28 protein-coding genes are annotated in these 26,703 nt (G+C 45.8%); 8 read left to right on the forward strand and 20 right to left on the reverse strand.

The window, feature by feature from the left end; genetic code table 11:
• Positions 1-176: 176 nt before the first annotated feature.
• The 10 genes from rsmI to ffh form a co-directional block, all read right to left on the reverse strand.
• Positions 177-1,016, reverse strand: a complete 840-nt coding sequence (rsmI, locus tag DESPODRAFT_RS14190; RefSeq protein WP_004074312.1) for a 16S rRNA (cytidine(1402)-2'-O)-methyltransferase — start codon at positions 1,014-1,016, stop codon at positions 177-179.
• Position 1,017: 1 nt separating this feature from the next.
• Positions 1,018-1,392, reverse strand: a complete 375-nt coding sequence (locus DESPODRAFT_RS14195; protein WP_004074314.1) for a YraN family protein — start codon at positions 1,390-1,392, stop codon at positions 1,018-1,020.
• Complete coding sequence (rnhB, locus tag DESPODRAFT_RS14200) at positions 1,389-1,982, reverse strand: ribonuclease HII (protein WP_052314746.1); 594 nt, start codon at positions 1,980-1,982, stop codon at positions 1,389-1,391. The genes DESPODRAFT_RS14195 and rnhB overlap by 4 nt, the downstream gene beginning before the upstream one ends.
• A 25-nt stretch (positions 1,983-2,007) precedes the next feature.
• The gene (rplS, locus tag DESPODRAFT_RS14205; protein ID WP_004074318.1) at positions 2,008-2,361 is read right to left on the reverse strand and encodes a 50S ribosomal protein L19; all 354 of its coding nucleotides are present in this window, start codon (positions 2,359-2,361) and stop codon (positions 2,008-2,010) included.
• A 20-nt stretch (positions 2,362-2,381) separates the two neighbouring features.
• Positions 2,382-3,002, reverse strand: a complete 621-nt coding sequence (locus DESPODRAFT_RS14210; RefSeq protein WP_004074320.1) for an RNA methyltransferase — start codon at positions 3,000-3,002, stop codon at positions 2,382-2,384.
• Entirely contained in the window at positions 2,999-3,751 is a 753-nt protein-coding gene (gene trmD, locus DESPODRAFT_RS14215) for a tRNA (guanosine(37)-N1)-methyltransferase TrmD (protein ID WP_004074322.1), read from the reverse strand. Before trmD ends, DESPODRAFT_RS14210 begins: the two co-directional genes overlap by 4 nt.
• Before the next feature lie 7 nt (positions 3,752-3,758).
• Positions 3,759-4,313, reverse strand: a complete 555-nt coding sequence (rimM, locus tag DESPODRAFT_RS14220; protein ID WP_245531925.1) for a ribosome maturation factor RimM — start codon at positions 4,311-4,313, stop codon at positions 3,759-3,761.
• Positions 4,306-4,536 carry a KH domain-containing protein gene (locus DESPODRAFT_RS14225; RefSeq protein ID WP_004074325.1) on the reverse strand — a complete coding sequence of 77 codons (231 nt, stop codon included), beginning with the start codon at positions 4,534-4,536 and terminating at the stop codon, positions 4,306-4,308. Before DESPODRAFT_RS14225 ends, rimM begins: the two co-directional genes overlap by 8 nt.
• An 80-nt stretch (positions 4,537-4,616) precedes the next feature.
• Positions 4,617-4,871, reverse strand: a complete 255-nt coding sequence (gene rpsP, locus DESPODRAFT_RS14230; protein WP_004074326.1) for a 30S ribosomal protein S16 — start codon at positions 4,869-4,871, stop codon at positions 4,617-4,619.
• A gap of 16 nt (positions 4,872-4,887) precedes the next feature.
• A complete protein-coding gene (gene ffh, locus DESPODRAFT_RS14235; RefSeq protein ID WP_004074327.1) occupies positions 4,888-6,213 on the reverse strand; it encodes a signal recognition particle protein in 1,326 nt (441 codons plus the stop codon).
• Positions 6,214-6,313: 100 nt separating this feature from the next.
• Between ffh and rlmN the strand changes: the two genes are divergently transcribed.
• Positions 6,314-7,354 carry a dual-specificity RNA methyltransferase RlmN gene (gene rlmN / locus DESPODRAFT_RS14240; RefSeq protein WP_004074328.1) on the forward strand — a complete coding sequence of 347 codons (1,041 nt, stop codon included), beginning with the start codon at positions 6,314-6,316 and terminating at the stop codon, positions 7,352-7,354.
• Between the two features lie 173 nt (positions 7,355-7,527).
• Here rlmN and DESPODRAFT_RS14245 read toward each other — a convergent pair whose 3' ends face one another.
• The 9 genes from DESPODRAFT_RS14245 to DESPODRAFT_RS14285 form a co-directional block, all read right to left on the reverse strand.
• Positions 7,528-7,881 (reverse strand): type II toxin-antitoxin system PemK/MazF family toxin, encoded by a 354-nt coding sequence (locus tag DESPODRAFT_RS14245; RefSeq protein ID WP_004074329.1) that lies wholly within the window; start codon positions 7,879-7,881, stop codon positions 7,528-7,530.
• Positions 7,881-8,141 carry an AbrB/MazE/SpoVT family DNA-binding domain-containing protein gene (locus DESPODRAFT_RS14250; RefSeq protein WP_004074330.1) on the reverse strand — a complete coding sequence of 87 codons (261 nt, stop codon included), beginning with the start codon at positions 8,139-8,141 and terminating at the stop codon, positions 7,881-7,883. The genes DESPODRAFT_RS14245 and DESPODRAFT_RS14250 overlap by 1 nt, the downstream gene beginning before the upstream one ends.
• A 194-nt stretch (positions 8,142-8,335) precedes the next feature.
• Positions 8,336-9,346, reverse strand: coding sequence for a tRNA 4-thiouridine(8) synthase ThiI (locus DESPODRAFT_RS14255; protein WP_004074331.1), 1,011 nt, complete (start codon positions 9,344-9,346; stop codon positions 8,336-8,338).
• A gap of 58 nt (positions 9,347-9,404) precedes the next feature.
• Entirely contained in the window at positions 9,405-10,652 is a 1,248-nt protein-coding gene (locus DESPODRAFT_RS14260; RefSeq protein ID WP_004074332.1) for a phenylacetate--CoA ligase family protein, read from the reverse strand.
• Positions 10,652-11,398, reverse strand: coding sequence for an ABC transporter ATP-binding protein (locus DESPODRAFT_RS14265; protein ID WP_004074333.1), 747 nt, complete (start codon positions 11,396-11,398; stop codon positions 10,652-10,654). The genes DESPODRAFT_RS14260 and DESPODRAFT_RS14265 overlap by 1 nt, the downstream gene beginning before the upstream one ends.
• A gap of 151 nt (positions 11,399-11,549) precedes the next feature.
• On the reverse strand, positions 11,550-12,344 hold the full coding sequence (locus tag DESPODRAFT_RS14270; RefSeq protein WP_004074334.1) for an ABC transporter ATP-binding protein: 795 nt from the start codon (positions 12,342-12,344) through the stop codon (positions 11,550-11,552).
• A complete protein-coding gene (locus DESPODRAFT_RS14275; protein WP_004074335.1) occupies positions 12,341-13,300 on the reverse strand; it encodes a branched-chain amino acid ABC transporter permease in 960 nt (319 codons plus the stop codon). The genes DESPODRAFT_RS14270 and DESPODRAFT_RS14275 overlap by 4 nt, the downstream gene beginning before the upstream one ends.
• Entirely contained in the window at positions 13,301-14,176 is an 876-nt protein-coding gene (locus tag DESPODRAFT_RS14280) for a branched-chain amino acid ABC transporter permease (protein WP_004074336.1), read from the reverse strand. It lies immediately after the preceding gene.
• A 1-nt stretch (position 14,177) separates the two neighbouring features.
• The gene (locus DESPODRAFT_RS14285) at positions 14,178-15,323 is read right to left on the reverse strand and encodes an ABC transporter substrate-binding protein (protein ID WP_004074338.1); all 1,146 of its coding nucleotides are present in this window, start codon (positions 15,321-15,323) and stop codon (positions 14,178-14,180) included.
• 478 nt (positions 15,324-15,801) lie between these two features.
• Here DESPODRAFT_RS14285 and DESPODRAFT_RS21980 point away from each other — a divergent pair, with 478 nt between their 5' ends.
• The 5 genes from DESPODRAFT_RS21980 to DESPODRAFT_RS14310 all read left to right on the forward strand — a co-directional run bounded on the left by DESPODRAFT_RS21980 (position 15,802) and on the right by DESPODRAFT_RS14310 (position 22,798).
• On the forward strand, positions 15,802-18,084 hold the full coding sequence (locus DESPODRAFT_RS21980) for an NADP-dependent malic enzyme (protein WP_004074340.1): 2,283 nt from the start codon (positions 15,802-15,804) through the stop codon (positions 18,082-18,084).
• Between the two features lie 340 nt (positions 18,085-18,424).
• Positions 18,425-19,066, forward strand: coding sequence for a succinate dehydrogenase cytochrome b subunit (locus DESPODRAFT_RS14295; RefSeq protein WP_004074342.1), 642 nt, complete (start codon positions 18,425-18,427; stop codon positions 19,064-19,066).
• Positions 19,067-19,095: 29 nt separating this feature from the next.
• Positions 19,096-21,009, forward strand: a complete 1,914-nt coding sequence (locus DESPODRAFT_RS14300) for a fumarate reductase/succinate dehydrogenase flavoprotein subunit (RefSeq protein ID WP_004074344.1) — start codon at positions 19,096-19,098, stop codon at positions 21,007-21,009.
• Positions 21,009-21,776 carry a succinate dehydrogenase/fumarate reductase iron-sulfur subunit gene (locus tag DESPODRAFT_RS14305; RefSeq protein WP_004074346.1) on the forward strand — a complete coding sequence of 256 codons (768 nt, stop codon included), beginning with the start codon at positions 21,009-21,011 and terminating at the stop codon, positions 21,774-21,776. Before DESPODRAFT_RS14300 ends, DESPODRAFT_RS14305 begins: the two co-directional genes overlap by 1 nt.
• Positions 21,777-22,060: 284 nt before the next feature.
• Positions 22,061-22,798 carry a hypothetical protein gene (locus DESPODRAFT_RS14310; RefSeq protein WP_245531926.1) on the forward strand — a complete coding sequence of 246 codons (738 nt, stop codon included), beginning with the start codon at positions 22,061-22,063 and terminating at the stop codon, positions 22,796-22,798.
• Between the two features lie 68 nt (positions 22,799-22,866).
• On the opposite strand, the gene DESPODRAFT_RS14315 is transcribed toward DESPODRAFT_RS14310, so the two are convergent.
• A complete protein-coding gene (locus DESPODRAFT_RS14315; protein WP_004074350.1) occupies positions 22,867-24,756 on the reverse strand; it encodes a DUF294 nucleotidyltransferase-like domain-containing protein in 1,890 nt (629 codons plus the stop codon).
• A gap of 309 nt (positions 24,757-25,065) precedes the next feature.
• Here DESPODRAFT_RS14315 and DESPODRAFT_RS14320 point away from each other — a divergent pair, with 309 nt between their 5' ends.
• Positions 25,066-25,716 carry a cache domain-containing protein gene (locus DESPODRAFT_RS14320; protein ID WP_004074352.1) on the forward strand — a complete coding sequence of 217 codons (651 nt, stop codon included), beginning with the start codon at positions 25,066-25,068 and terminating at the stop codon, positions 25,714-25,716.
• 116 nt (positions 25,717-25,832) lie between these two features.
• A complete protein-coding gene (locus DESPODRAFT_RS14325; RefSeq protein ID WP_004074354.1) occupies positions 25,833-26,654 on the forward strand; it encodes an IS66 family transposase in 822 nt (273 codons plus the stop codon).
• Positions 26,655-26,703: the final 49 nt, after the last annotated feature.

The raw sequence follows: 26,703 nt of genomic DNA on the forward strand, positions 1-26,703 counted from the left end.
TTATTAGAATTGCAATCCTAACAATATTCTCACACTTTGCAAATATTTTATCCCTTATAAGGCTTTTGGCCCTGATTTGGCAAGGGGTTTATCAACCTGTAGCGTATAGTCACGTTTTGTGCGTCATCGGTAGTGGTTGAATCCCGGATTAAGGGAGGGATGATCTACCTAACTTTTTAAGAACGTTTTTTAAGGGCTAAAATCATGTCGTAAACCTTGGGTTTAGGGCGGTTGGCAAGTTCAGCTATCTTTTTTGCAAGTTCACCGGTCCGCATATCCTGATTCAGGCCATCCATGATCATGATCTCTATCTGGTCTGAAGATAAATCGGCGGGCTGTTCATCCGCGCCTTTAATAAACAGGACACATTCGCCTTTGACGATCTCTCTTACCTCAAGGGTGGATAAAATAAGAGATAAGGGCCCAGGAATAAACTCCTCATACTGTTTTGTCAATTCCCTGGCGAGACAGGCCTGGCGGTCGCCAAACGCCATTATGGCCGAAGATATCAGCCGCATAATGCGCCTGGGCGATTCATAAAATATCAGTGTGGCCTTGTGACGGGCGGCATCATTGAGAAAGCTCTCCAGGCGGCCCTGTTTTTTAGGCGGAAAGCCCAGGAAGATAAAGGAGTCTGTGGGCAGGCCGGATGCGCTCAATCCGGTAAGCGCCGCATTGCATCCGGGAACCGGCACTATGGGTATGCCTTTTTCTTGGGCTTGGGAAACCAGACGGTACCCGGGATCTGAAATTAAAGGCGTACCTGCATCGCTGATCAAGGCGATGGTAGTCCCGGTTTCAAGCCGTTGGATCAGGTCATGGGCTTTTTGGGTTTCATTGTACTCATGACAGGCAATCGCGGGGGTTGTGATGCCGTAATGACCCAGCAGTTTTTTTGAGTGGCGGGTGTCTTCGGCCGCAATCAGGTCCACCTCTTTTAGAATGCGTACCGCCCGGAATGTCATATCTTCAAGATTGCCTATAGGCGTTGCCACGATATAAAGAGTGCCGGACATCTTAAGATCCTTGAAAGGCATTGGGGATCACAGTGATGTCGCAGGCGGTGTGCGAAGCGTCCTTGTATAACACCTCCACCACATCAAACCGCAGCCGGGTGTTGGTGATTTTATTTAGGCTTAGATAGTACTGGGCGCCCATGATAATTTTTTTTTGCTTGGCTGTTGTTACACCTTCCCGGGGTAAGCCTTTTTTTACGCCTGTCCGGGTTTTCACTTCAATAAAGCATAAGGTGTCAACGTCTCTTGCGATGATATCGATTTCAAACTGCGGGGTTGAATAATTGGATTCCAATATTTTATAGCCCCGCGATAAAAGGAGCTTCCGGGCCGCCCGTTCTCCCTTTTTTCCAAGCGCTATTCCCCCAAGGCTCATATATCCTTTACACCCTTGAAACTTTTGCGATGAATGGGGCAGGGGCCATGGGTCAGGATCGCCTGCTTGTGGGCTTTGGTTGGGTATCCTTTATGCCGCTTAAATTCATATTCAGGATATTGTAAGTCAAGGTCCGTCATGATCCGGTCCCGGGTGACCTTGGCCAGAATAGAGGCTGCTGCAATGGACAGGCTCAAGGTGTCCCCTTTAATGACAGGACGCTGATCTATGTTACTGTCTATGGTAAACTTGCCGTCTATGAGCAGATAATCCGGGATAAGTCCTAAATCGTCAACCGCCCGTTTCATGGAGAGCAGGGATGCCTGCAAAATATTAATCCGGTCAATTTCTCCGTGGTCGGCTATGCCGATGCCAAATGCTATGGCCTGGCTTTGGATCACTGGAAAAAGCGCCGCTCTTTTTTTTTCGGAAAGTTTTTTAGAATCATTAATGCCGGGAATATCAAAATTTTCAGGCAGAACCACCGCCGCAGACACGACAGGGCCGGCAAGGGGTCCCCTGCCGGCCTCGTCAACACCTGCAATTATTTTATATCCACCCAACATAGCCTGGTTTTCAAAGACCAGCATATCGGCTGGAAAATTGGCGCGGGTATCAGGCAAAGCGTTTTTCTTTGATTCTTGCAGCTTTGCCGCGCAAATTTCTCAAATAGTAAAGTTTTGATCTTCTTACACGTCCCCGGGTGATCAGTTCAACTTTGTCAATGCCAGGGGAATAAAGGGGGAAAATTCTTTCAACACCTACGCCGCCGGAAATCTTTCTAACGGTGAACCGGGCGCTTGAAAGGCCTCCGGTTTTTTTGATAACAACGCCCTCGAAAACCTGAACGCGTTCTTTTTCACCTTCCCTGATTTTTACATGGACCTTTACGGTATCCCCGGAGTCGAAATTCGGGATGTCAAGGCGCATCTGTTCTCTTTCAATTTTTTGGATTAGGTTTGCTGTCATGTTTTGTTCCTTCTATTTTTTCAGCCGTTTATTAATCTGTCTAAATATATGGATGCCGCGGACCGGACGCTTAAGTGATTATATGATCCTGCCCCCTGTATGGGCTCAAGGACATGGTCACACTGATTGATTACTTCCGGTGCCAGCCCCCATGCCGTACCAAACACGATCACATGGGGGGCATTACCCTTCAATTCCTGTCCAAGTTTTCTGCAACTGTGTGTGGGGTGCCGGGTGTTGGCGCTGGTGGCTACTTTAACCACGACCTGCCCCTGTTCATTTTCTATATCATTGCAGACTGCTTCAAATGTATCCGCCACCCTGATCCTTTCAAGGGCGGATTTTCGTGCCGGATTAACTCTTCCGCCATGGCCGTTTGTCCAGTGTTCCATGATCTGGAAGGCCAGGGCTCTCTGGTCTTCATAGGGGGTGACCACGTAATATGCCTTTACACCGAATGTCCTGCCTGCCCTGGCAATGTCATGCAGATCCATGTTGGTCAGGGCTGATCCCGTGATTTCTCCTCTTTTATTGACCACAGGGTAGTGGATCAATGCCAGGTAAAGATTCGGCGTGTTATGTTCCGTTTCCGACCCCTGGCCTGTGGGGCCTTGATCTATTGGTTCATCTGTTGAATTCATTTATCAATAAGTGCCTCAAGCTCCCGGCACCACTGCCGTAAAATTTCTTTTTCTTCATTATCCAGCACCCGGGTTTTAAACAGGTCCGGACGCTTGATAAATGTTCGTTCCAGAGCAGATCGCCTGCGCCATTGCCGGATTTTTTCATGGTTTCCGGACAAAAGCACACCGGGTACGCCCATTTCCTCATATATCTCGGGCCGGGTATACTGGGCATATTCCAGGCGGTTGTCCATAAATGATTCACACTGGGATGATTCATTGTTTCCCAGCACCCCGGGGATCATTCTTGCAACGGCATCAATAACCGCCATGGCAGCAATCTCTCCGCCGGTCATCACAAAATCTCCCACACAGATCTCTTCATCCACCTGGCGGACATAGACCCGCTCGTCAATACCCTCGTACCGGCCGCAGATTAAAATAAGGTCCTGTCGATTTGCGGCAAGTTCACAGGCCCGGGCCTGGGTAAATGGTCTGCCCTGGGGGCTTAAATACACCACCCAAGGGCTGGGAGAGGTTTGTCTGGCAGAATCAATCGCTTTTTCCAAAGGTCCCGGCATCATTACCATGCCGCTTCCTCCGCCATAGGGGCGGTCATCTACACTGTTATGCCGATCTGAAGCAAAATCCCGGATGTTGATGCTGTCTGCGCTGATAACCTTTCGGTTCAAAGCCCTGGCCATGATGCCGTTGGCAAAAAAAACTTCCATAAATTCCGGAAACAGTGTCAATACGGTAAACTTCATGGGAAAATCAGTCCGTGATGAAGCCTTCGGGCAACTGTGTTGAAATTACGCCGGTCTCAAGGTTTATATCCTTGACAAATACGGCATTCATAGGGATGAGCACTTCCTGTTTCCCCCGGGACGTTTTATTTGTAACAACCAGGATATCATCCGCAGCTGTGGGAAAAAGCTGCTCAACGCTTCCAACTTCGCCTTTACAGGTATCTACAACCGTCAACCCGATCAGATCCTGCCAGTACCAGGTATCTTCATCCAGGTCCGGCAGTTTGGTTTTATCAACCAGGACAAGCTTACCCACAAGGGCTTCCGAGGCTTCCCGGGTACTGACCCCTTCAAGGGTTAAAAGTACGCCTTTTTTATACCTGCCGGTTTGGATTATCACATATTCCCGGCCAGGGTCCAGGGTCTTGTCCTCATCTTTGAGTACCACGTCAAGCCCTGGGGTAAAGGTGTCGGGCGACTGGGCCCAGGACCAAACTTTAAGGTTGCCCCCAAGGCCGTGAACGCCCGTGACTTTGCCGATGGTCAGCCAGGTATCCGAAGATTCCATGGAACTACTCAATGATTTCCAGTACCGTGCGTTTTTTCAGTTTTGTGGCTGCGGCACTCAGGATAGTTCTCATGGCCCTGGCGGATCTGCCCTGTTTACCGATAACTTTGCCCAGGTCTTCCTTTGCCACCTTGAGTTCAAGCACCGAAGTCTGGTCTCCTGTCACTTCAGATACCTGAACCTCATCTGGATTGTCTACCAATGCCTTTGCTAAATACTCAATCAGCTCTTTCATAAAAACGTCTCCTAATCAATGACATAAGGGCCCGGCCGTTTTCAAGGCGTCTACAGCGATTCTATTCTTTTAAGGTACCCTTAGGCAGGAACGCTTTGAGCACTCTGTTTTTTAAGGATACTTTTTACCGTTGTGGTGGGTATTGCACCCTGTTCCAGCCAGTACTGCACCCGGTCCTGTTTCAGGGTGATAACGGCCGGATTCTGCATGGGATCATAGGTGCCGACGGCTTCAAGGAACTTGCCGTCCCTGGGTGCCTGAATATCGGCGGCAACAATTCTGTAAAAGGGTTTCTTCTTGGTGCCTTTACGAGTAAGTCTGAGTTTTACTGCCATAGTTCTTGTTCTCTCCTTAAAATGGAAGCATGCTCCGAAGGGATTTCATGCCGCCGTTATTAAATTTTTTCACCATTTTCATGGATTGGGTATAGCTTTTAAGCAGTTTATTCACATCCTGAATCGATGTCCCCGAACCAAGGGCAATCCTTTTTTTGCGGGATGCTTTTATGATTGCGTGTTTGGCCCGTTCATCAGGAGTCATGGAATTGATAATAGCCTCTATTTTTAAAAATTCTTTATCACTGATGTTCAAATCATTGAGCATCTTTTTATTTACCCCGGGCAGCATGCCCAAAAGATCCTTGATCGATCCCATTTTGCGGACCTGCTGCATCTGGTTTTTAAAATCTTCCAGGGTAAACTGATTTTTCCTCAGTTTCTTTTCAAGGGCCTGGGCTTCTTTCTGGTCAACCGCCTCCACTGCCTTTTCAATAAAAGACAGGGTGTCTCCCATACCCAGAATCCTGGACGCCATACGGTCCGGATGAAAGGGCTCAAGTGCCGTACTCTTTTCACCCACACCGATGAACTTTAAGGGTTTGCCCGTCACCGCTTTGATGGAGAGCGCTGCACCGCCTCTGGCATCACCGTCCATCTTGGTCAGCACAAAGCCTGAAATATCCAGCCGCTTGTCGAATTCACCGGCAATGTTCACCGCATCCTGGCCGGTCATGGCATCTGCCACCAGAAGAATTTCTGCGGGGTTGATGCCCTTTTTGATCTCTTCAAGCTCGACCATGAGCGCGTCATCCAAGTGCAACCGCCCTGCGGTGTCAATGAGCAGGGTGTCGCAGCCAAGCTCCCTTGCGGCAAGCGTTGCATCCTGGCAGATCCTGAGCGGTTTCATGTCGGTTGTGGATTCAAATACCGGCACGTCCATCTGTTTGCCCAGCTTGGTCAGCTGGTCTATGGCTGCCGGACGGTACACATCCACAGGCACAAGATAGGGCTTTCTGCCGATTTTGCGCAGAAAACGCGCCAGTTTGCCAGCTGTGGTCGTTTTGCCGGAACCCTGCAGTCCCACCAGCATGATTGATGATGCCCCGGTGGCGGCAAAGTTCAGTTCCTGGTGGGTGGAGCCCATCATTTTTGTAAATTCTTCGTTTACAATCTTGATGACCTGCTGGCCCGGGGTCAGACTTTGCATAACCTCCCGGCCAAGGGCTCGGGCTTTTATATCTGAAATGACATTTTTTGCAACCTTATAATTGACATCGGCTTCCAGAAGTGCCAATCTGACCTGTTTTAAGCCGTCCTCAATGTTTCTCTCGGTAAGGGTTCCGTGCCCTCTTAGTTTCTTAAAAACAGAATCCAGCCGGTCGCTTAAATCGTCAAACATGTGCAAGATAACCTTTTTCTCAGTGTCAAATCAAATCGTTGAAATTAATAAATAATCCGTGTAATGTCAAGAAAATAATAAAATTATGCAGGTGCGTACAATGAAAGATATACTGGATTTTACCCGGCAGGATCTGGGTGAATGGTTTGAAAATAAAGGAATACGGCGTTTCAGGGCTGACCAGGTGTTCAAATGGCTCCACCTGAAGCTTGCCGACAGCTTCGAAGAGATGACCGACCTGGGCAAGGCGCTGCGGGGGGAATTGGCCGAGCATTTTTTTCTGGGAACACTGGAACTTGAAAACATGGAAACTTCCGTTGATGCCACAAAGAAATTTTTGCATCGACTGGCAGACGGGGAGTATGTGGAAAGTGTTCTCATACCTGAAAAAGAGCATTATACCCTTTGTGTGTCCACCCAGGCCGGATGTGCCATGAACTGTAAGTTCTGTCTGACCGCCAAAACCGGGTTTAAAAGAAACCTGACCATGGGAGAGATTGTAGGTCAGGTACGGGATGCCCGAAGGTTTGTTGCCCAACAGGGCATCGAACCTTTGTCTCTGTCCAATATCGTGTTCATGGGTATGGGGGAACCTTTGGCAAATTATGATAACCTTTTGCGCAGCCTTGGTGTGATTTTTGATACGGATTTCGGGATGAAGTTCTCCCGTCGCAAAGTTACGGTCTCCACCTCCGGCATTGCGCCTAAAATCATTCAGCTGGGCCTTGATACCGAAGTCAATCTTGCAGTGTCGCTCAATGCCACAGACAATGAACTGCGTTCAAGCCTGATGCCGGTCAACCGTACCTGGCCTATTGAGGCGCTGCTTGCGGCCTGCAAAGAATTTGAGATGAAGCCCAGGAACAAAATTACCTTTGAGTATATTCTGATGAGCGGGGTCAATGACAGTGATGCCCATGCCCATGACCTGGTCCGCCTGCTTTCTCCCATTCGGGCAAAAGTGAATCTTATTCCATTTAACGAACATCCCCAAGCCCCCTTTAAAAGGCCTTCACGGGATCGGATCAACGCCTTTTTGACCATTCTTTTAAATCGGAACATGACAGCTATTGTCAGGAAAAGTAAGGGGGATGATATTTCTGCGGCCTGTGGGCAGCTCAAGGCAGCCCGGATAGAATAGAGTTCACCGCAAATGAATTGATACTTCATCGTGTTCCTGTTCCTGTTCTTGTTCTTAATCAGCCTTATTCCGACAAAGGTACGAAAAGTCTCATAGGCGTTAACACTCTTTGAATATGACCTTTTAGCTTCAACAGGAATGAATAATATAAGTAGTCTTCGCTTTGAAAGTCCTTATTCTGTTACAAGTGCCCTTACTTTAGCCAAAGCGTCACTTACGACTGAAGCAGAGGCCTTTTCAGCAAATTTTAAACCTCTTTCCACAAAATCAATTGTCTTGACCTGATGACAAAGAATAACACCGGAAATCTTTTCTCCGGCTAAAACTACTTCAAAACCATGTCCCCGGACCCTGCTTGTGACCGGGGCGACCAAAGCCAGGAGAATTTTTTTATTGAAAATAGCAGGAGAAAGGACCAGGACAGGGCGATGCCCCATTTGCTCGTGACCAGCGGCAGGGTCAAAGTCTGTCCAGACAAGATCGCCCCGCTCAGGAATAAACACTTTTTTTTCAGATCTTGCGGCCATTACCATTCCTTTCCTACAGGCTTGTCGTTCAACCATGCCTTATCCTCGGCATTCAAGGCAACAGCCTTGGGATCACATTGGTTTAAAAGTTCGTCAAGTGTATAATCTTTCTTCTTTTTGATAGGGGTAATAATAATCCTTCCGTCTTTCGCCTCAATGGTAACGATCTGATCTTTTTCAAGCTGAATCATGTCAGCAATCATTTTTGGTATCCTTGCTGCCAAGCTGTTACCCCACTTTTTAATCACCAGTTCTGTCATTTTGTGCTCCTTCAAGAGTTTAAGCAATGTATAAACATACATTGCAGCACAAAAGAAGTTGTGTCAACAACGTATAAACATTTTAAGCCCAATTCTACGTCCAAATATTAATTCTCTTGCTTTACCCGGTTCCCATGATGATGAATAACAGGAGTAAGATTAAGAGCAAGGTTAAGAAAAAGGGCTGGGGCGGGTCAGGGGGATTGTATCAACAGATTATGAAATGCCCCTGATTCCGGTGCGACAACCTCTATCTCCTTTGTTCCCTGTTTTTGAAAAATACTAATAGTAGTTAACGCACCGGCAGATGCTTTGGTGTATCCGGATGTGATCGTAGCGGCCAGGTGCAGGGCGGCTTCGTCGGTCTGTCCGAAAACTAGGGCGTCGGGGCCGGGCAGGTGGGTACAGCGAAGCCGGATGTGGGTTTGGGGATCGTAGAGATTCATGATCCGTTTGTTTTCTGCCTTATTTTTTCCCACCACAAGTTTAGATCTGCTGTCCAGGCGGAAGTGCCTGCCGTGTTTAAGCAGGTTCAGCTGGGTTTTATCTTCTGTTTTCTGGACATATAAAAGATCTCTTAATCGCTGGGAATAGCCCTTGTCCGTGAGCAGACATCCGCCGGCCGGAGAGGGATATTCCGTGATGCCGTACTTTTTTGCCAGGGCGGTCTGGGGTTTTCTGCTCCGACCGCTGATGGACTCAAGGCGGCTTCTGTCCACAAGCCCCTTTTGTTCGGCAATGGTCTCGGGCAGTATGCCTGCACTTAAAGGACGAAGTATCAGGCCGTCATAACCGCAATTTTTTTCAACATAGCGCAGGGCGCTTTTTGTCTGGGATTTTGGCCGCTGCCCCACCACCTCACCTGAAAATAAAAAATCAGCCCCTATTTGCGCCATTATGGCGCCTGCTTTGGCAAACATCAATGTATGGCAGTCCATGCAGGGGTTCATGTTTTTGCCGAACCCCGCTTTGGGGGCTTTCATCATTTCCATGTAGGCTTCTCTAATATTTTTTACGATCAAGGGGATGCCGGTCTGTTTCGAGGCCTTTTTTGCGGCCCTGGCATCAAAAAAGGGTGTTTCAAAACTGATCCAGGTCACATCAATGCCCTGGTCCTTGAGCAAGAGGGCCGATAGTATGCTGTCAAGCCCGCCCGAGCAAAGGCCTAAGGCTTTGACCTGTCTTGTGGTTTCAATAGGGTTCATATATAAGTTTTGAGTTATGGAACAGGTATCCCGATTTGTATCGGTTATTGTTGAAAGGTTAAACCCGTTGCTGTATCAGGCGGATTTTCACCTTGATGCCGTTTTGTTCTGTCAGGGTCTCTTCGGCGTATGTGATCATCTGCTGCAGATGTTTGATTTCATCTGAAAACAGGTGGTCATCCATAATCAGGGATATCAGCAGCATGTCCGTTCCGGCCCGGCACTCTTTTTCCATGGTACAACGGATGCCCGGCATCTTTAATGCGTTTTTAAGGTTTTCCCTGACTTGGGCCTGGGATACCCGGATACCTGAGATGAGCATGTAATTATCAGCCTGTTCAGCCAGCCACTCTATCCGGGTCGAGGTTGCACCACAAGGGCACGCCTGGGGAAAGAATTTTGCCATGTCACCGGTACGAAAGCGGATCAGCGGGAATGCACGGGCTGACAGCGTGGTCAGGACCAGTTCTCCTTTTTCCCCTGTCGGAACAGGCCTGCCTGTCGAAGGATCAATGATTTCGGGCAGAATGTGGTCATCATTCATGTGCAGTCCGTCATGATATCGGCATTCATAGGCAATGGCAGGCCCCGGGATCTCACTTAAGCCGTAATTGAGCCAGACATCCACATGAAGACTTTCCCTGAGTTCGGTGACTGTATGCCCGTCATCCGGCTCGCCCACAAGGATGATTTGTTTCAGGTTCAATTCGTTGGGATGGCACTCCCGGTCAAACATGTGGGCTGTCAGATGCCGGGCAAAGGCTGGGGTGCTTACAAGGGTTGTTACCTTGTAGTCTCTGAGTACCATAAGTGTTTTGGCCACGGACAGGGGGGCATTGGGAATCACGCCGGCGCCTATGGCCTCACCCCCGTCTTTGTAGTCCCTGGCCCAGTTGGCAAGTCCCGGCGGCAGGTGAACCAGGATAATATCCCTGTCCGTTACATTGGCTTCGGCATAGGCACCTGCAACCATTTTTTCCCAGATCATCAGATCCGTTTTTGTATACCCGCTGATGGAGGGGCTTGTACCGGATCCGGGCGCAGTGTGGATGCGGACAATATCCTTCAGGGGGACGGCAAAAAGTCCGTAGGGATAGTGGGTGGCCAGGTGTGTTCTGTCCATGAAAGGCAGCTTTTCAATGTCTTCAAGCCCGGTAATGTCTGAAAGACCTGTTTCCTGGATGCGGTTTCGGTGGAAGGGAACATTTTTGCACGCCCGGTTCACGGTGGCCTGCAGGCGCTCAAGTTGACGCTGGGCCTTGTCGTTTTCATCCATATCTGCGGTCATATTTATCTGTTCGGACATTATTGATTCCTTTCGTCCAAAAAGTCGCCGTAATCTTTGCCAAGGTAGGCACGCTTCACATCATCATCCACTAAAAGTTCATCTGCACTGCCCTGGAGTACCATTTTACCCGTTTCAAGCACATAGCCCCGGTCAGCAATTTTCAAAGCTGCCCTGGCATTCTGCTCAACCAGAAGAATAGTCACCCCGTTGTGTGACAGATCCTGGATCGTGGAAAAGATCATCTCCACAATTTTGGGGGCAAGGCCCATGGATGGCTCGTCCAGTACGAGCAGGGTAGGGCGCGCCATCAAAGCCCTGCCAATGGCGAGCATCTGCTGCTCGCCTCCTGACAGTGTGCCGGCCAACTGGCCTGCCCGTTCCTTTAAAATGGGAAACATCTGAATCACCATATCAAGATCTTCGGCCACACGGCTTTTTCCATCTTTTTTGAACCGGGTATATGCTCCCATTTTCAGGTTGTCCATAACGCTTAGGGGTGAAAATATCTGCCGACCTTCGGGCACCATGCTGATACCCTGCCTGACAATGGCCGGTGCTGACATGCCATTAAGGGGGCGGCCTTTGAACTCGATCTCCCCGGACCAGTTTTTTAACAGGCCGCACACCGCGGCTAAAAGGGTGCTTTTGCCTGCGCCGTTGGCACCGATGATGGAGATCAGCTCCCCTTGTCTCACCGAAAGACTTACCGTATGAACCACGGCAATATTTCCGTAACAGCATCTCAGGTTTTTAATTTTCAGCATAAAAAAGTTTTGTCCGATTGTTTTTTATTTGGATGAGAACTTGCCCAGCTGCAAGGCGCAAGGAAATTTGTAACCGGAGCATACATGATAGTATGTGAGGATTACAAATTTTTGCAGCAACGCCGCAGATGGGTGAGTTCTCATCCAAATATTATCCGTTGCCTAGGTAGGCTGACATTACGGCCTCATTGCGCTGGATTTGTCGGGGTGTGCCTTCGGCTAATTTTTTCCCCTGGTCCAGAACGACCACCTTGTCGGACATCCCCATAACCAGGCTCATGTCATGTTCCACCAGCATCATCGTGATACCCGATTCTTTAATTTTTTGGATCAGTTTGCCCAGGGCGTGGGTTTCAACCGGGTTCAATCCGGCAGCCGGCTCGTCAAGCAGGAGCAGCAGGGGATCCGAAGCCAATGCCCGGGCAATTTGTGCGGTTTTCTGCCGGCCTGCGGGCAGATCGCCTGCCATTTTATGGGTATCTGTTGAAAGACCTGTGAATTCAAGCAACGCTTCCGCCCGCCGACGGGAGTCTCGCTCTTCTTTTTTCATGGCAGGCATCCGGGTGACGGCGGCCCAGAAGCCTGCTTTGGTGCGTACATGCATCCCAACCATGATGTTTTCCAGTAAGGTCATGGATGAAAAAAGCTCCACATGCTGAAAGGTCCTGGCCACCCCTGCTTTCACCAATCTGTGAACCGGCGTTTTTTTGATGTTTTTTCCATTGAAAATCACCTTGCCCGCATCGGGCCGGTAAATGCCGGTGATCATGTTGAACAGCGTTGTCTTCCCGGCCCCGTTGGGACCGATCAGTCCGCATACGATGCCTTTTTCAATAGAAAAACTGATTTGGTCCTGGGCTTTGACGCCGCCAAACATTTTGGTCAGATCCTGGACCTCAAGGATCTGTTCGGCCCGGATTTGAGGCCGTTGTTGTGACAGTATCATGCCTTGGCCCTCCGGGCTGTCCGGATCATATCCATGATCCCCCGGTTCAACCCCTGGGGCATGAATATCATGACAACCATTAAAACAGTTCCGAAAATGATCATTTCATATTCGGCAAATCCGTGGAGCACTTCGGGCAGAAGGGTCAGCACGGCTGCACCGAGCACAGCCCCCCATACGCTTGCCATGCCGCCGATTACCACCATGGTGACTATTTTTATAGAGAACATAAACCCGAATGACTCAGGACTGATAAAAAGGACAAAATGGGCGTACAAGAAACCTGCTATCGCACTGAGGGCGGCGGAAAACATAAATATTTCAAGTTTTAGAAAGTGGGTGTTTATACCTATGGCAACAGCGGCTTTTTCTCCGTCATGGATGGCTCGAAGCGCACGGCCCGTGCGGGAGTCAAGAAGCCTGCGGCAAATGATCATGGCGACACACACAGTGGCCCAAACAAGGAAATAGTAACCGGGTCCGGCCATGAAGACCAGGGAGCCTGCCTCCAGCACGGGGATTCCCACAAATCCGGATGCCCCGCCGGTTACGTGGGCACACTCTCGGATCACAATGTTGACAATCATGCCGAAGCCGAGTGTGCCCATGGCAAGATAATAGCCGGAAAGCCGCAGGGTAGGAAGTCCCACAATAAAGGCAATGAGTACGGCGGCAGCCACGGCACATACCAGGGCCAGCCAGGGGTTTATGCCGTATGTGCCCGAGAGGATGGCCGTGGTATAGGCCCCGATGCCGTAAAAGGCGGCATGGCCTAAAGAGACCTGGCCGGTGTAACCCATGAGCATGTTAAGGCCTAATCCGAGGAGGGTGTTGATCCCGATAAAGGTCATGATCTGAAGATAATAGGTGTTTTCCGTGACAAGTCCAAAGGCAGAGACGGCACAGATAAAACCTAAGTATTCAATCCAGATGATTTTCTTTTTCTCTGTCATCATCTAAAACCGCTTGGCCTCTTTGGCCGCAAACAGTCCGCCCGGCCGGATGTAAAGAATCAGAAGCAGGAGCACAAAGGCTATGGCATCCTTTAAGCCTGAAGATATAAGGCCCGCACCCAGGGATTCCAGAATGCCCAGAAGCAGTCCGCCGGCAAAGGCCCCCCACAGGCTGCCAAGCCCCCCGATCATAGCGGCACAAAACCCTTTCAGCCCCAGGATGGTGCCCATGTCATAGGAACTCATGGTAATGGGGGCAATGAAGATCCCTGCCACCGCCCCGCAACCGGCGCTGATGCCAAAGGCCAGAATCCCCATTTTTTCCGACGGGATGCCGGAGAGCCAGGCCGCTTTTTTATTGACGGCACAGGCCACCATGGCTTTGCCGGTGAGCGTCTGTTTCAGAAACAGATGGATACCGCCTGCCAGCACCAGGGCGGCTGTAACAATCCAGATGCTCTGGGGCAGAAGGGCAGCACCAAACATTTCAATGGATTCATGGCTTGAAAACGAGGGCATGCTGAAAGGGTCTTTTCCCCAGACCATCATGGCTGCGCCTTTTAGGAAAATGCCTGCCCCCACTGTAATAATAATCAGGGTAATCGGTTTAGGATTTCGGGCCGTACGGATGGCAAGCCGTTCAAATACAAGCCCCAGGATACAGCCGGCTGCCACAGCGCCTGCCACGGCCAGGGGCAGGGGCAGGCTTAAGCGCACCCACAGCGTCACCATGGCAAGCGCCCCGATCATGACAAACTCCCCGTGGGCAAAGTTGATCAGCTCCGTGGAGCTGTAAAGCATGGACAGCCCCACGGCGATCACGGCGTATACGGCGCCGGTGGTAATACCTGAAAACAAATATTGGACAATTTCTTGCATATTATTTTAACAGGGTCCAGGTGCCGTTTTTGATTTCAACCATGACAAATGCAGCCGGGGATAGGCCATTATGGTCCTCGGCAGTGAAGTTGAATTCTCCTGTGGCCCCCACGTAACCTTTGGTGGCTTCCAGATTGTCCCGGATTTTTTCCTTGTCTCCGCCGCTGCCTTTTAATGCACCGGCCAGAAGGTTCACGGCATCATATGCATACCCGCCAAATCCTGATACGGCTGCGGAATATTTATTTTCATACGTGGTTTGATAATCTTTAAGTACTTTCTTTTGGGGGTCGGAATCATCTAAAAGGCTGGTCACAAGAATTTTGCCCGTGGGCAGGATGTTGCCGTCGGCGGCATCTCCGGCAAGTTCAATAAATTTGGGTGATCCCACCCCGTGGCTCTGGTACAGCGGAATGTCGATCTTCAGCTGTTTTGCGTTTTTTGCCACGACTGCCGGACCGGGATTGGTACCCCAGCACACAATGGCGTCCGGACCGGCAGCCTTGATTTTAGCCAGCTGGGTAGTGGTATCGGTATCTTTGTCGCCAAAACTTTCACTTAAGATGACCTGGATACCGAATTTTTCGGCCTGATCCAAAAGTTGTAATTTCCCGCTTTCACCATAGGCATTGGAGACTGTGAGTATGCCGATTTTTTTAATGCCGGCGGCTTGCATCTGCTGGTATAGGGCTGCCACGGCCAGCAAATCGCTCTGGGCTGTTTTGAATACCCAGGGATCCACCGGAGTGGTGATTTTGATGCCGGCGGCACAGCTGATCAAAGGCACTTTGGCCCGCTTGGTGAAATTGACAATGGCAAGGGTAGTCGGTGTGGTGGAGGGACCGATGATGGCGATGACCTGATCTTTGTGGATCAGTTTGTTTACGGCGGATACGGCTTTGGCCGGATCTCCTTCGGAGTCATAGATCACCGCCTCAAGCATGTGTCCGTCAATGCCGCCGGCGGCATTGATCTGTTCAACCATCATTTCCATGGTTTTCTTTTCAGGATCTCCCAAAAACGAGGCACTTCCGGTGACCGAAAAAATGCCACCGATTTTGTAAACGTCTGCCGCCATGGCCTCTGATACCAGAAGTATCGACAGGATAGTGACAAGCATTGCAAGTACAAGGTGTTTTTGTTTCATGGTAACTCTTCCTTTATAATTAAATTTTTTCGGCAAAAAAAACCATGGGCTTTCCCGGTTTCCGGTCCGCCAATGGTTTAAGATCCTTTGTTCTCTCTTAAAAGGTCTACATGAAGGCTCCCCGTGCAGAGGGTCTGAAAAAGACGCGGCTTAAAATATATATAAAAGTAAAAAAAACGGTGGTTTCCGGTAATTCCTCAATGTTTCCTTATGTTGTACATCAGGTATTGGCTACATACCTAATTAAGCGTGCCGTTCGTGTCAAGCCTTTTTAGCTGACCTGTTCTCGGGTTGTTTTTTATTTAATCGGTTTTGAGTTTAAAAAGTCTGTTTTTATTTTGAGTTGCTGTTTGTTTTATATGTAAAATTAATCTATATTAGAAATAGTCCTAATATAAAAAATACATAATACCTCTTTTTCTGCCCTAAATCCTGCGTTAAATAGACTGCTATTTACCTATATTTAAAGGAATAAACAATGTTAAAATTCATTGATGCCCTGGAATATCACCGGAGTGGCCGTAAGGGTAAAATTGAAGTGATCACCACCAAACCATGCGCAACAAGCAGAGACCTGTCTCTTGCCTACAGCCCAGGTGTTGCGCAACCCTGTCTGGCAATTGAAAAAGAGCCCGATATGGCCTATGAATATACCACCAAGGGAAATCTTGTCGCTGTTGTTTCCAACGGAACGGCAGTGCTCGGCCTTGGAGATATCGGCCCGCTTGCAGCTAAACCGGTTATGGAGGGGAAAGGCGTCCTGTTCAAGAGTTTTGCCGACATTGATGTTTTTGATATTGAACTGAACACCAAAGATCCCGACGAATTGATCCGTACAGTACAGTTGCTTGAACCGACCTTTGGCGGTATCAATTTGGAAGATATTAAAGGGCCGGAATGCTTTTATATCGAAGAAGCGCTGCAAAAAACCATGAACATCCCGGTGTTCCATGATGACCAGCACGGAACGGCGATTATTGTCGCAGCCGGCATGGTCAATGCCCTTGAAGTCGTGGAAAAAAAGATTGACGAGATCAAAATTGTCTTTAACGGGGCCGGAGCCGCCGGTATTGCCTGCGCCAACCTGTTAATTTCCATGGGTGTCAACAAAAAAAAGTTGATCCTCTGCGATTCCAAGGGTGTTATATATAAAGGCCGCACTGTCGGTATGAACCCGTATAAAGAACGCTTGGCAGCACAAACGGATGCCCGTACCCTTGACGATGCCATGAAAGGTGCGGATATTTTTTTCGGGGTTTCGGTCAAAGGGGCGCTGACCGCCGACATGCTGCGCGTCATGGCCAAAGACCCGATTGTCTTTGCCATGGCCAATCCTGATCCGGAGATCACGCCGAATGAGGCAAAAAAAGTGCGTGATGACGTTATCATTGGCACCGGACGTTCTGACTATAACAACCAGGTAAACAATGTCTTGTGTTTTCCTTTTCTCTTCCGTGGCGCGTTGGACACCCATGCCAGCGCCATTAATGATGAGATGAAACTGGCGGCAGTTCATGCCCTTGCCCAACTGGCAAAAGAAGATGTTCCCGATTCCGTAGGCCGTGCCTATGGCAACAGTGAAATCAAATTCGGGCGTGAATATCTTCTACCCAAACCTTTTGATCCCCGGGTCTTGTTACGCATGGCACCCGCCGTTGCCCAGGCAGCCATGGATTCCGGTGTCGCCCGCAGGCCTATTCTGGACATGGAGAAATACACTGAACACCTGGAAGCATTGCAGGGGCGCTCAAAAGAGATCATGCGTACCATGATCAACAAAGCAAAAGCGGCGCCTAAACGAGTGGTCTTTCCGGAAGGTGAAGAAGATAAAATCCTGCGTTCCGTACAGGTACTCCTGGACGAAAGGATAGCCATTCCGATTCTTATTGGCGAAGAAAAAGTCATCCGCGAAAAGGCCAATGCTCTCAATATTGAGCTGCGGGGAACGGAAATCATCAATCCTCGTAAAAGTGAAAAACTTAATGCGTATTCGGAAGTGCTTTTTGCCAAGCGTCAACGCAAGGGCATGACACGCTATGATGCCCGTCGCCGCCTGCAGGAGGATGGAAATTATTTCGGCGCCATCATGTTGGAACAAGGAGATGCGGACGCCCTGCTTTCCGGCATCAATGCCCATTATCCTGATGTCACCCTGCCGGCCATAGAAGTGGTTGGTAAAAAGGACGGCTTGTCTAAGGTGCATGGCCTGTACATGATGGTGTTCAAAAAAGAGGTGGTTTTTTGCGCCGATACCACCGTTACCATTGAACCGACCGCAGAAGAACTGGCGGAAACCGCCATCCTGGCAGCTGAACAGGCACAGCGTTTTGACATCACGCCACGCGTTGCCATGCTCTCCTTTTCCAACTTCGGCAGTGCCCAGCACCCATTAACTCAGAAAGTGAAAAAAGCAACCGAACTGGTTAAGGAACGGGCTCCGGAGCTGACGGTAGACGGGGAAATTCAGGCTAATGTTGCCCTGGATCCGGAAATTGTCAAAAGTCAATATCCCTTCTCCAACCTCAAAGGGGATGCAAATGTTTTTATCTTTCCGGACCTGCAATCAGGTAATATTACCTATAAGATGCTTGCCAAATTGGGAAATGCCGTTGCTGTCGGCCCTATCCTTATGGGAATGAAAAAACCCATTCATGTGCTGCAGCGCGCAGATGATGTCTCGGATATTGTCAATATGGCAGCAGTGGCTGTCAACGACGCGCAGATGAACGAACTGGAAGAATACCCATTAAATACCCATTAAAAACAGCGTGTTGAAGCACCTGTGTCAAAAGTGAAGTCTTTGAAAATATTACCAAAATTGTAGAAAAATTAATTAATAATTTTATATTGACAATTCAATATGTATTGTTTATAAATTTTAAGCTTCCATGGTTCGTATGCATTCGACAGGGCTTTATTTTGTTTGGTATTACATGGGTATATATTAATAATATTAGTCAAAATAAGGAGGATTAAAAGGAGGAGATAAAAAAATATTGGCACTTTTTCGCTGAATACGATTTAGTATTTAATTTTATTAAAATTTAAGGCAATATTGCATAAGTTTATGCAATTCTGTCGAATTTAGAAAGGATTAAATTATGAACTGGCTGGTACGAACTTTTAGCTGCTCTATAGCCAAGAAGCAGTTTATGGCAGTAACCGGTCTCGCTTTCTGCCTCTTCCTAACAAGTCACCTCATTGGAAACCTGTTTGTTTATGGCGGAAAAGATGCGTTCAATGGTTATGTTGAGCATCTTCATGCACTTGGGGTACTTATCCACATCGCAGAAGCGGGTTTGATTGTTTTTGCCCTCATTCACATCGGTACGGCACTTATTCTCTATTTTCAAAACCTTGCTGCAAGACCTGTTAAATACAAGAAAAAGTCAAATGCCGGCGGTCGGACATTGGCATCGGCAACTATGCCCTACACAGGTCTTTTTATATTGGTTTTTATAGTAGTTCATCTTGTTTCTATGAAATTTGCCGATCATTCCACCTTAACTACCTTTGATGTCACAGCTGGTGTTTTTGCCAAGCCTGCGTATCTTGCGTTCTATATCGTCTCTATGGTAGTGGTGGCATTTCATGTAAATCACGGCTTTTGGAGTGCTTTCCAATCCTTTGGCGCGAGTCATCCGAAGTATATGCCTATCGTCAGAGGGTTTGGTATACTTTTTAGTGTGATTGTCGGAGCAGGATTCGGTTTAATTCCAATCGCTTTTAATATGATATCATAGCTATAACTATCAATTAATCAGGGGGATACATGCAATTAAATTCCAATGTTCCGTCAGGTCCTCTAGAGGGCAAATGGGATAGATATAAATTTGATTTAAAAAAAGTCAATCCTGCAAATAAAAGAAAATTTGAAATTATCGTTGTGGGAACAGGACTTGCCGGCGGTTCAGCCGCGGCAACTTTGGCAGATCTTGGGTACCATGTAAAAAATTTCTGCATCCAAGACTCTCCGCGAAGAGCGCACAGTATTGCTGCCCAGGGCGGTATCAATGCAGCAAAAAATTATCCCGGTGACGGCGATAGCGTATATAACCTTTTTTATGACACAATCAAGGGCGGCGATTACCGTGCAAGAGAAGCAAATGTTTACCGTCTTGCCCAGAATGCTAATGCAATTATTGACCATTGTGTTGCCACCGGTGTTCCCTTTGCAAGAGAATACGGCGGACTTCATGCCAACCGGTCATTTGGTGGTGCCCAGGTTTCACGTACCTTTTATGCCAGAGGGCAGACGGGGCAGCAGTTGCTTCTGGGCGTTTACGGTCAGTTGAGCCGTCAGATCGGTCTTGGCGGTGTGGAGATGTTCCCCAGACGTGACATCCTTGACATCGTTATTGTAGACGGTTGCGCCAGAGGTGTTATTTGCCGTAACCTGGTCACAGGCGAGATAGAAAGTCATTCAGCCCATGCCGTAGTTCTTGCCACAGGCGGATACGATAATGTATACTTCCTGTCCACCAGTGGTATGCATTCCAATGTCTCTGCATGTTGGGCTGCTTACAAAAAAGGCGCCGCCTTTGCCAACCCATGTTATACCCAGATCCATCCCACATGTATTACCGTGCATGGAGACTACCAGTCCAAACTGACGCTGATGAGTGAAAGTCTCAGAAATGACGGTAGAATTTGGGTTCCAATTAATAAGGGAGATAAACGCAGTCCGGATCAAATTCCTGAAAACGAAAGAGATTACTACCTGGAGCGTAAATATCCAAGTTTCGGTAACCTTGTTCCTCGCGATGTGGCTTCACGTAATGCAAAACTGGCATGTGATGAAGGAAGAGGCGTTGGCAACACAGGACTTGCCGTATATCTGGATTTTACCGAAGCAATCAACCGCGATGGTGAAGCTGTCATCAGAGCAAAATATGGCAACCTTTTCCAGATGTACCATAAGATTACGGATGAAGATCCGTATAAAGTGCCCATGAAAATCTATCCTGCCATCCACTATGTTATGGGCGGCACCTGGGTTGATTATAACCTGATGACAACCCGTGACGGACTTTTCTGTCTGGGTGGTGCCAACTTCTCTGACCACGGCGCAAACCGTCTGGGCGCAAGTGCATTGATGCAGGGCCTTTCAGACGGATATTTTGTTCTTCCCTATACCATCGGCGGATACCTTGCAACCCAGTCTCTGTCTCCAGTAAACACCTCTCACCAGGCGTTTAAAGATGCAGAAAAACAGCTTAGTGAGAAATTGAACAAGCTTATGAATATTAAGGGTAAGAGAACCGTTGATGATATTCACAAAGAGCTTGGCCTGATTATGTGGGATTACTGCGGCATGGCCCGTAATGATGCCGGACTGAAAACAGCGATCCAGAAGATTCAAGCACTTCGCGCAGAATTCTGGGAGAATGTGGATGTCACAGGAAGCAGCAAAGATTTTAACCAGACTCTGGAAAAAGGCTACAGACTTGCTGATTACCTTGAATTCGGCGAGCTTCTGGCTCGTGATGCGCTGACCCGTCAAGAATCCTGTGGTGGGCATTTCAGGGAAGAGTCCCAGACAGAAGAAAACGAAGCCAAGAGAGATGATGAAAACTTCTGCCATGTAGCTGCTTGGGAATATGCGGGTGAAGGTAAAGACCCGATACGTAATACAGAACCACTTGTTTTTGAGAGTGTGAAATTAACGCAAAGGAGCTACAAGTGATGGAAGAAAAATTTTTAAATCTGACACTAAAGGTCTGGCGCCAGAAGAGGGGTGAGAAGAAAGGTAAAATTGAAACCTATCAGGCAAAGCATATTTCTACTGACGCCTCTTTTTTGGAAATGCTTGATATCGTTAATGATGATCTCACAATTGCCGGTATAGAACCCATTGCCTTTGATCATGACTGTCGCGAGGGTATTTGCGGAATGTGCGGGCAGGTTGTAAACGGGTATGCTCACGGAGAAGAAAAAGGAACTACCCTTTGCCAGCTTCACATGAGACGTTTCAAAGATGGCGACACTATATTTATTGAACCCTTCAGAGCAAAAGCGTTTAAGGTCGTAAAAGATCTTGTTATCGATAGAAGTGCCTTTGATAAGATTATCCAGGCTGGCGGTTATATAACTGCTAAAGCCGGGGGCGCTCCCGACGCAAATATTTTCCCGGTTACCTATGAAACCGGTGAACTTGCTATGAATGCAGCAGAATGTATTGGTTGCGGCGCATGTGTTGCTGCATGCCCGAATGCTTCTGCAATGCTTTTTGTCGGCGCTAAGATTTCCCATCTTGCTTTGCTTCCCCAGGGTAGACCTGAAGCAGCTAAACGCGCATTGGCTATGGTAAGAGCGATGGATAGTTGCGGCTTTGGCAACTGCTCAAACGAAAGAGAATGCGAAGCATCATGTCCTAAAAATATTCAAATAACCAATATTGCTCGTCTGAACAGAGAGTTCCTGTCAGCAGGCGTTTGTTCTACATCTATGTAAGGCTGAGCAATAAAGAGACATTACAGGGTGGGACTTAAGTTTGTCCCACCTTTTTAAATTTTAAATAAAATGCATTGATTCCAATGTGGTAAGACATAACAAAAATGATAAGAATTAAATGGCGTCGGTTGTTTTTGAGATTATTAAAATTAATTCTTATTCTCTATGTATAATTTGGCCAAATTGCCAGTGTTAAGAAAAGTAATGCCGTGAAATCATCTCGAATAACCAATCTATTGCAGGAAAACAAGGGCCTTTTTACTATCATTATTGTGGGCATTTTTTTGCTTGAAATCGAAATCTTCGCCCTGGCGGCCATGACGGCAGGCAAACAATCCATCCTTCAGGTCATAGATAATCAGGGCAATCTCATACACGAATCCAGTGGGAATAATTTAAGCGATTTCAACAAACATAATTTTGAGCAGGTATTTGGCCCCCTTGAAAATTACACGGTACAACTCAATACCAAAGAAGTACCTTTTCCATTTCGGGCCTGGTTCGTGGCGGCCATCTGTATACCCATTGGGGCTATGATGCTCTTTGCATTTGTTGTCAAAGCCTATCTTGTGATTTTTCATGGTGAGAAAGTGGCGGAAAACGACCCAGGGCTTGTAAATCAACCCGTGACTGAGACTAAGTTGGAGTCGATTTTAAACCGCATTGGCCGTATGAATATTTTCAACATCGGTTTTTTGGTATTCATTGGTGTGATTTCATACTGGATCATTCCAAACATGCTCACCTATCTAGGGCACATCGGGATTGATTTTTTCATTCAGTACAAATGGATATTTCTAGCATTGTTAGTGATTTCTTTCTGCGTAGGGCTTTGGATCGTTTATCTTCGCTACCTGCTGGCTAAAAAAAGTATTGAAAGCCAGACCGAAATCCAAAAGCATCGTCTTAGTCTGGATTACCACTCCCAATCAGGACTGCCGCTTTTGTTGGAGGAACCATCCGACCAAGCTCAAGCAATTATTGATTACAAACCGGAAGATGAGTCTCCCTCAGATTTGTAAGTTCTGATCTTCACCCCTTAAAACCGATCCGTTATTTTTATTGTCTTTTATGAGAAACATTTTCCAAATTATATTACTCCTAAGAAATCCTGTTGAAGTTTTACCCATGCTTCGATTTTTTTAAATATTTCTTTTAATGTCTGCTGCTCTATTCTTGATAGCTTTTTAGGATTAATATTATTATTAGGTTCTCCACCTTCATTGATGATTCCATTTATTTGATTGATAAATCTTAAATTCATCATATAGCTATAAGAATGAGTGATATCATTATAATCGGATTCACTTATTGCATTTTTTTTATATAGCAACTCTAATCGTTCCATAGTATTTGTAGCTGATATTTTATGTTGAAGCGCATATACTCTTGCAAAATCTACCACGAGCATCATAGGGGCTTTAATATCAAAAGTATTTTTAAATTTACCTTGAGATTCAACAATGAAATTACCAAAAAAACCTATAGGCACTCTAAAATGAGTTGTGTTTACAGCCATATACCTGAAAAAACCCCTCCTGTTGCCCAAAAGATTAAAAAGGTCCTCTCTAAGCTCATTTACTAAACCGATATCTCCATATCCAAAACGAAAATCAAAAAAAATACTGATCTGGAGAAGAGCCTCGGAATTCGCGTTATAGATCCATTCTTTAAAATATTTTTTCCATGTAGAAACAGGCTGACACCATTTGGGATTTTTTGCCATTATATCACCTTTACAAAAATCATATCCTATTTTATCAAGCAGATTACATACATGTTCGCCTATTCTTAAAAAATATGCATTTACAGATTCCAATTCTTCTCCATTTACATCTTCAAATATAATAGCATTATCCTGATCTGTTTTAAGCGTTTGTTCTTTTCTCCCTTCGCTTCCCATAACCATAAAGGCAAACTTGACAGGAGGTTGTCCTATTTCTTCAATAGCAAATTTTATCAGCTTCTCTAAAATCGCATCTGTTATTGCAGTAACAAAGTTATTTATATTTTGAGCTTTTGCACCCTCATTTATTAAGATATAAATGCTTTGAGGGAGCTGTTTTTGTTTTTTTGATATTTCTTCATAGGATACAGCCTTATTTATTTCTTTTATAAATAAAAAAGGAAGTTTGCCTTGGGCATTTATAAGATCGCTATTTGAAATCACGCCTACTGCATCATTCTCATTGTTTATTACAGCTAAATGTTTTACGCCTGTTTTCATTATTTTTATGAAAGCTTCAAAGACACTTGAATGTTCTGATATGCTTATTAACGGATCAGACATTATATCTGAAATAGGATTTGAAATTTTTAAATCAGCAGCCACAACTCTATTTCTAAAATCCTGATCTGTAGCTATACCTATAAATCTGCCTTCCTGTTTTATCAGAATAGAACTGCATCTGTGCTGTTTCATTAAAATTGCAGCATCTTTGATAGAATTATTTACACCGCAGAAAAGTACATTCCGTCTTATAACGCTTGATATGGAATTACTAAAAAATTGTATCGATTGTTCTTTATCACTTTTTTTTTTTACAATGAGATTTAAATATGTTTTATCAAGCATTCTTTTTCCGAATATATTGGTAAAGTGGTATTTAAAATCGTCATATTTATCACATAAAGATATAAAAACGTTTTTAGGAAATGTATAAAAAGAGGTATTCTCCTGTATTTCCAAAGATCTTATTGCAATAGATTCATTCAAAAGGATTGATATTCCGCCAAAAATTTCACCTTTATGTAAAGCATCCTTGACTATTTTTTTATCTATAGATTCATAAAAGCGCTCTGCTGTGCCTTCTTTTAATATATATATTTTTTCTAATCTTGATATTCCCTGACGAAACAATATTTTTTTTTCATTAAATAACTCAACTTGAATCAACTCTGATATATGTTTAATCTCTTTTTCAGATAAAAAAGAAAAAGGCGCAATATTTGATAAAAATACAAAATAGTCTTGACTCATATTTTATCCTTAGGATTTTTCGTATGTCCGAATTAAAATTTTTCAACTTTGAAGAACGTTAGCCTGCTTTTTTTATAAAAGCATCCTAAAAACGGTCCAACTTATTGTATATATATTAATTCATATTAAAATAAAATATATAAAACCTATTGTATTTTATATCAAAAATTTAAAATAAAAAATGCAAAGCCCAAACTGCTCGAAAAAATGAAATTCTTATTCTTTTCTTAAATACACCTCTATGGTATGTAAAATACATAGCTTTAAAAATTACGAACGCACAACTAAAGATTAAAGAATAAACACGCCATGTCAAACAAAGTCATACGAAAATTCTTTTTTTCGATTATCGTACCGTCCATACTTACTATTTTGCTTTTTATCACTTCAATCTATGTGATCCTAATACCATCATTTGAAAAAAACATGATGAACAAAAAAAAGGAAATGATCAGGGAACTGACCAACACTGCATGGAGTTTAATAAAAGAATATGACGATGAATACAAGGATTCTTTAATTACTTTTGAGGAAGCCCAACGCCTTGCTGCAAAAAAAATTGGAAAAATGAGATATGGTACCGAGGGAAAAGATTATTTCTGGATTACTGATATGAAACCAGTAATGATCATGCACCCCTATCGTCCAGAACTCAATAATTCAATGCTGGATGATTACACAGACCCGCAAGGGGTAAGGTTGTTTATTGAAGCAGTCAAAGTTGTAAAAACAATGGACGAAGGGTTTATCAACTACATGTGGCAATGGAAAGACGATTCTACTCAAATTGTTCCAAAGCTATCATACGTAAAAGGCTTTGAAAATTGGGGATGGATTATAGGAACCGGTATTTATCTGAATGATGTACAAGCTGAAATAGGTGCTTTAAAAGAAAGGTTAACAAAGATTTCACTATTAATATCAGCAATAATTATACTTATTCTTGCTTTTATAATGTAAATATTCGGGTTAGTAATAATTTTTTCTCCCATCTCAAAAAAAGCGGGACACTATCATAAAATATTGATACAAGAAGAAGCATGGTATCTTCTTGTCAAAAAATATCAGCAGTGTGCATGCATCAAATTGATGGTCAGACTATTGATCTGCAGGCTGATTCACAGCCATATATTTCAATCCCAGAGAGCGAATATCTGGAATTAAGAAACCAGGTGGGGTATTGGAAAGGCATGCACCAAAAAGCTCTTTTGCGGGAAGAAGGGCTCAAGCAAGAAATAAAAGAAAAAGATGGCCAAATCCGGGATCTGAAAAACCGATTATTTGGGAAAAAAACCGAAAAGAGACCTTCAAAAACAGAAAAAGCCAATCCAAAATCAAATGAAAACAAAAGGCCTCGTGGTCAACAACCTGGAAGTGAAGGTCACGGCCTGACAGAGCGTCCTGATCTTCCTGTAGTATACGAACAAGCTTGTTTTCCCCAAAATCCAGTATGCCCTTGTTGCGGGTTGCCCTATACACTTGATGGGAGTTCAGGACCTGAAACCCAAATTATTGAGGTTGACGTCAAAGCCTACACAAGGAGAATTGTCCGTCAGACAGGAACAAAAATATGCTCGTGCAAAGGGGTGCCTCAAACGATTACTGCGCCAATGCCTCCAAAGCTGATGCCCAAAAGCCCATACGGAATTTCAATCTGGGCAGACGTTTTGTTGAACAAATTTCGTTATTGCCAGCCGACCAATCGTCTTTTAAATCATTATGAGGAGCTTGGTTTACCCATTTCAGCCGGTACAATTTCAGGCGGCTTGAACAATCTCAAAGAATTATTTGAACCCATCTGCAACAGGCTTTACCTTCAACAAATGACCGAAGACAGATTCCATCAAGATGAAAGCAGCTGGAAGGTTTTGAAGAAATTGAAGGTAAATCGGAAATAAATGGTGGTTATGGGTCAGTCGTTCTGAATCCGTTGTCTATTTCCTGATT

Origin of the sequence: Desulfobacter postgatei 2ac9 (genome assembly GCF_000233695.2) — a bacterium.
In the GTDB taxonomy this organism is placed as follows: Bacteria; Desulfobacterota; Desulfobacteria; order Desulfobacterales; family Desulfobacteraceae; genus Desulfobacter; species Desulfobacter postgatei.